The following is a 4,466-nucleotide window of genomic DNA, read 5'->3' on the forward strand; positions in this document are numbered from 1 at the left end:
TTGGTTGTCAACCTAGGTTGCTTATATGACGGAGTTGGTGGATCCCGAGGACCCGGCGGCCGGACTGGCGGCCGTGGTCGCGTTACGCCGGCTCGCCGACCGGCTGGAGGACAGCCAGGTGGAGCGCGCGATGCGGGCCGGCTGGAGCTGGGCCGAGGTGGCCGAGGTCCTGGGGGTCACCCGGCAGGCCGTGCACAAGAAGCACGTCCGGCGGCTGGTGGCCGCCGGGGTCGCCCTGAGGAGGCGCTGATGCCGACGGATATTCGCTCGACGCTGGTGCGGTCGGCGCGGCACGAGGCCCGCCGCGACGGTTCCAGGACCGTCGAGGCGGAGCACCTGTTGCTCGCGATAGCCCTTCTGGAGGACAACGCAGCCACCCGGATGCTGACCGCGGCCGGACTGACCGAGGACGTGATCCGGTCCGCACTGAACCGGGAGTGGGAGCAGAGCCTGGCCGTCGCCGGGATCGCGGTCCGGATCGATTCGTTGCCCCAGGCAACGCCGGACCGGGATCGTCAGCCGCAGTTCGGCGAGTCCGGCAAGCTGGTCCTCAGACGCGCGATGGAGGCGCCGCCGAAGCTCGGCTCCCGGATCGGCCCGATGCGCATCCTGGTCGGCCTCCTCGACACCGAACGCGGCCGGGTCGCCCGCACGCTGGAAGCCGCCGGCGTCAACCGCGTCGCCCTCCGCACCCAAGCTGCCGAGGCCCTGGCCTCCGGCACCAACTGATGCGCCTGCTTTGCTGCGGCACCGGCGGGAGCAGTTGATGCGCCGCGTTCTGCTTGGCTGCGGTCTGGTCGCCGGTCCGCTCTTCGTTCTTGGCGTTCTTCGTCCTGACCAGTGCGGGCTTCAACCAGGTTGCGGGTCTGGTGGAGGGCGGCGCTAGATCGTTTCGAAGGCTGCCATCATGGCCATGTCCTCGTGTTCGAGGTTGTGGCAGTGGATCAGGTATTTGCCCTTGTGGGCGCTGAAGCGGACCAGTACCTCGACCACCTCGGCCGGGCGGATGTCCACGGTGTCCTTCCAGCCGTGGTCGTACTCCGACAGCTTGCTCTTCCCGCCTCGCGTCAGTACCTGGAACGGCGCGAGATGGACGTGCACGGGATGGTGTACGTCGGTCACGAACGTCCAGATCTCGTACTGGTCCAGCTTGACCTGCGCCTGCATCACCTGCGGGTCGAACGCCTTCCCGTTGATCGTCCAGCCGCGGTGGCCGCCGGCGTCGCCGCGCCGGAACCGCCACTCCCGGCGGAGGACACCACTCGGCCGGGGCGTCACGGCGTACGACGAGAGCGTCGCCGGGATGCTGGTGTCGTCGACGGCCTTGCGGGCGACCTTGAACCGCATCACGTTGGCGTTGCCATCGAGGTTGTTGACGACCGTGACCTCGTCGCCGGGCTGGTACTGCGAGAAGTCCACGATCACGTCGAACCGCTCGGCCGGCGCGATCACCAGCGTGGTGTGCTCGACCGGCTTGTCGAGCAGGCCGCCGTCGCTGCCGATCTGCACGAACTTCGCGGGCCCTTTGTCGAAGGCGAGCTCGTATCGGCGCGCGTTCGAGGCGTTCAGGATGCGGAAGCGGTACCGGACCGCGTCGACCTCGTGCACCGGCCAGGGTGCGCCGTTCACCAGCGTGACGTCCGCGACGACCCCCGCCATGTACGCCGACTCGACGCCGGGCCCGTCCTTCAATGCCGGGTAGAGGAACGAGCCGTCCGCGTCGAAGGCCCGGTCCGCGATCACCAGCGGGATCTCCCGATCGCCCTTCGGTAGTGGGAGATTGTCCTCCTCGGCGTCGCGAATGATGTGCAGCCCGAACAGGCCGTGATACACGCGCGGAGCCGTGTAGTCCATCGTGTGGTCGTGGTACCAGAGGGCCGCGGCGCGCTGCTCGTTCGGGTACGTGTACGTGCGTTTGCCCGTCGTCATGTCGCCGCCGCCCATCATGTGGTGGCCGCCGTGATCGCCGTGCGTGGGCATGATCAGGTCCAGCGGCCAGCCGTCGCTCGGCGCGGGCGTGTGGCCGCCGTGCAGGTGGACGACGGTGGGCACGTCGAGCTGGTTGACCTGTTCGATGACGCTGGTACGGCCGCTGCGTACGTCGAACGTCGGCCCGGGCAGCAGGCCGTCGTACCCCGTGATCTCGGTCTTCAGGCCGGGCAGGATCTCCAGGCTCGCGGTGCGCTGGACGACCCGGTAGTAGTCGGCCTTCGCGTCCGAGCGGAGCGGCTTCTTGACCGGCGGGATCGGCAGCGGGACCTGGAACGGCGCGGGGAGTTTCGCCTTGCTGCGCAGGAGTTCTCCGGCCTGTGCGGGACTCGCTTCCTGGCCGCAGCCGGTGAGGGCGAGGGCGGCGCCGGTCCCGGCGACCATGAACCCGCGGCGGGACATCTTCATCGTGTGGCCTCCCGGCGATTCGCGCGTGCGGTGGAGCGGAACGACCAGACCGTCATCCACAGCACGGTGCCGACGATCGCCGTACCGAGCGGGATGTGGACGGCGAAGTTCTGCAGGTAGCCGAAGGTGAGTTGGACGAACTCCGCGACGACCAGGACCGGCGACAGGACGGCCGGCCAGATCCTGCCGCGGCCGGCGATCGTGTAGCAGGCGGCGACGACGCTCTGCAGCAACGCGACCATCCAGACGGAGCCTCCGATGGTGGAATGGAAGTTGGTCATCGCGTCGACGTTGCCGGACAGGAAGTAGCCCGCGGCGATCGGCTGCGCGACGATCAGGATCGCGTGCAGGACAAGGATGCCGCGCAGTGCGTACAGGCTGACGCGCGGCCGGCGTACCGTGGTCTCCGGCTCGAGGGTGATCATGCGGCCCGCCGGTTGATCCAGATCGCGAACGCCACCGTGCTCGCGACCAGCGCGACGCCGAGCGGGATGTGGATCGCGAGCTGCCGGCTGTAGCCCATCGTCACCTGCACGACCTCGCCGGCGGTGATCAGCAGGCTGGCCGCGGGTGCGGTCCAGCGGCCGCCGGTCCGCCACCAGAACGTTGCCGCGAGCAACTGTGCGAGGCCGATGAAGACCAGCGCGTGCCCGGTCGGCTCGTGCATCCGCATCCCGGCCGGGGACCCGTTCAGGTAGACCCCCGCGAACACCGGCTGCAGGCAGATCGCGACCGCATGCAGGCCGGCCGTCGCCCGGAGTGCGTAGATAACCTTCATGTAGACAGACAATAGTAGTCTGGCTACATGTAGATCAATCAGGTATCTCCCGGAGGGTCAGGTCAGGCCTCCCAGGGGCGCGACCGTGATGCCGGCGCGTTCGCAGACCCAGTGCGGGTCGGGGCCGAGCTCCGGCTCGATCCGGAGCTCGTGGTCGTGCAGGTCGTCGCAGGCGGTGCAGCGCGGCCAACGGGTGCCGGAGTCGACGAGGCGGTCCTGGACGTCCTGCGCGACCAGTCCGGCGATGTGCTCGGCGCCGTCCGGCCACTGGTCCAGCCACCACTGCCGGCCGGCGACGGCGTCCTCCAGCAAGGACACCATCACCGCGTCGTCGAACCCGCGCGCGGCGAGGTCGTGCAGCACCAGCGCCCGCGCGGTCAGTAACACCCCTGGCTCAGTCATCGCCCTTCAGAGTGCCAGACCCCACCGACAAAACAAGCGCGGATAACCCGTGCTGTTGTGGGTTATCCGCTGCCATACCGCCGGAGAAGCCCCAACGCGGAGGGTTATCCCCTCGCGTTGGGGTGGCCGGATGGGCGGCTTGGGTGGGGTCAGTGGGCGGTGGTGGGTTGGCAGGTGGGGGTGGGGTCGATGCGGTTGGCCAGGCGGACCTCGCGGGCGGCGGTGGCGCGCAGCGCGGTGGCGAGGCGGGTGCGGAGCGTCGGGCGCGGCGCGTCGTACGGCTGCTGGGGAGCGTTCGGGAGTGCGGACTGGGTCAGGCTGCGGGCGTTGCCGACCGCGGTGTTGCCTGCGATGAAGTACGTCATGGTGCTGCTCCCTCCTGAGAGCGTGGTTGATCGCCCCGGGAACCTCGTGGTTCCGGGAAGGTCTGTGTGGTTGTCAGTGCTTGGGTGCCGGTCCGCTGCTGGAGCGGACGATCAGCTGGGTCGGCATCAGTAGCTGCCGCTCGGTGGTGGCCGGGTCCAGCAGGATCCGGCCGACGGCGCGGCCCTTGTCCTTGATCGGCTGCCGGACCGTCGTCAGCCCGGCGGCCGCGGCGGCCGGGATGTCGTCGAACCCGGCCAGCGTCAGGTCACGACCCGGGGCCAGGCCCCGGGTCTTCATCGCCTCCAGGGCGCCGAGCGCCTGTACGTCGCTCAGCCCGACGATCGCGGTCGGCCGGTCCTGCGAGTCCAGCACGTACTCCGCGCCGCGCAGGCCGGAGGCGAACGCGTTGTGCCCGCCGGAGACGATCCGCAGCCGGGCATCCGGCATTGTCTTCTGCAGGCCCTGGATGCGCAGCTCGCAGTCGGTGTACCCGACCTCGTCGAGCGTCAGCTCCACCGGCCGG

8 protein-coding genes are annotated in these 4,466 nt (G+C 69.5%); 2 read left to right on the plus strand and 6 right to left on the minus strand.

Annotated elements, in window-relative coordinates; genetic code table 11:
* Window positions 1-25: 25 nt before the first annotated feature.
* Window positions 26-250, plus strand: a complete 225-nt coding sequence (locus tag VFF46_RS02005) for a hypothetical protein (RefSeq protein WP_325035243.1) — start codon at window positions 26-28, stop codon at window positions 248-250.
* Window positions 250-729, plus strand: coding sequence for a Clp protease N-terminal domain-containing protein (locus VFF46_RS02010; protein ID WP_325035244.1), 480 nt, complete (start codon window positions 250-252; stop codon window positions 727-729). The genes VFF46_RS02005 and VFF46_RS02010 overlap by 1 nt, the downstream gene beginning before the upstream one ends.
* A 153-nt stretch (window positions 730-882) precedes the next feature.
* Here VFF46_RS02010 and VFF46_RS02015 read toward each other — a convergent pair whose 3' ends face one another.
* The 6 genes from VFF46_RS02015 to VFF46_RS02040 all read right to left on the minus strand — a co-directional run.
* Window positions 883-2,397, minus strand: coding sequence for a multicopper oxidase family protein (locus VFF46_RS02015; protein ID WP_325035245.1), 1,515 nt, complete (start codon window positions 2,395-2,397; stop codon window positions 883-885).
* Window positions 2,394-2,822, minus strand: a complete 429-nt coding sequence (locus tag VFF46_RS02020; RefSeq protein WP_325035246.1) for a hypothetical protein — start codon at window positions 2,820-2,822, stop codon at window positions 2,394-2,396. Before VFF46_RS02020 ends, VFF46_RS02015 begins: the two co-directional genes overlap by 4 nt.
* Window positions 2,819-3,175, minus strand: a complete 357-nt coding sequence (locus VFF46_RS02025; RefSeq protein ID WP_325035247.1) for a hypothetical protein — start codon at window positions 3,173-3,175, stop codon at window positions 2,819-2,821. The genes VFF46_RS02020 and VFF46_RS02025 overlap by 4 nt, the downstream gene beginning before the upstream one ends.
* Before the next feature lie 57 nt (window positions 3,176-3,232).
* Window positions 3,233-3,577 carry a hypothetical protein gene (locus VFF46_RS02030; protein WP_325035248.1) on the minus strand — a complete coding sequence of 115 codons (345 nt, stop codon included), beginning with the start codon at window positions 3,575-3,577 and terminating at the stop codon, window positions 3,233-3,235.
* A 149-nt stretch (window positions 3,578-3,726) separates the two neighbouring features.
* Window positions 3,727-3,942, minus strand: coding sequence for a hypothetical protein (locus VFF46_RS02035; protein WP_325035249.1), 216 nt, complete (start codon window positions 3,940-3,942; stop codon window positions 3,727-3,729).
* A 73-nt stretch (window positions 3,943-4,015) separates the two neighbouring features.
* Window positions 4,016-4,466: substrate-binding domain-containing protein (locus VFF46_RS02040; RefSeq protein ID WP_325035250.1), on the minus strand; the 451-nt coding region annotated here is incomplete at its 5' end.

This window comes from Kribbella sp., assembly GCF_035655035.1.
Taxonomy (GTDB): Bacteria; Actinomycetota; Actinomycetes; order Propionibacteriales; family Kribbellaceae; genus Kribbella.

Coding starts and splice junctions, on each gene's coding strand:
- VFF46_RS02005 (WP_325035243.1), top strand. CDS start 26: ATGACGGAGTTGGTGGATCCCGAGGACCCGGCGGCCGGACTGGCGGCC.
- VFF46_RS02010 (WP_325035244.1), top strand. CDS start 250: ATGCCGACGGATATTCGCTCGACGCTGGTGCGGTCGGCGCGGCACGAG.
- VFF46_RS02015 (WP_325035245.1), bottom strand. CDS start 2,397: ATGAAGATGTCCCGCCGCGGGTTCATGGTCGCCGGGACCGGCGCCGCC.
- VFF46_RS02020 (WP_325035246.1), bottom strand. CDS start 2,822: ATGATCACCCTCGAGCCGGAGACCACGGTACGCCGGCCGCGCGTCAGC.
- VFF46_RS02025 (WP_325035247.1), bottom strand. CDS start 3,175: ATGAAGGTTATCTACGCACTCCGGGCGACGGCCGGCCTGCATGCGGTC.
- VFF46_RS02030 (WP_325035248.1), bottom strand. CDS start 3,577: ATGACTGAGCCAGGGGTGTTACTGACCGCGCGGGCGCTGGTGCTGCAC.
- VFF46_RS02035 (WP_325035249.1), bottom strand. CDS start 3,942: ATGACGTACTTCATCGCAGGCAACACCGCGGTCGGCAACGCCCGCAGC.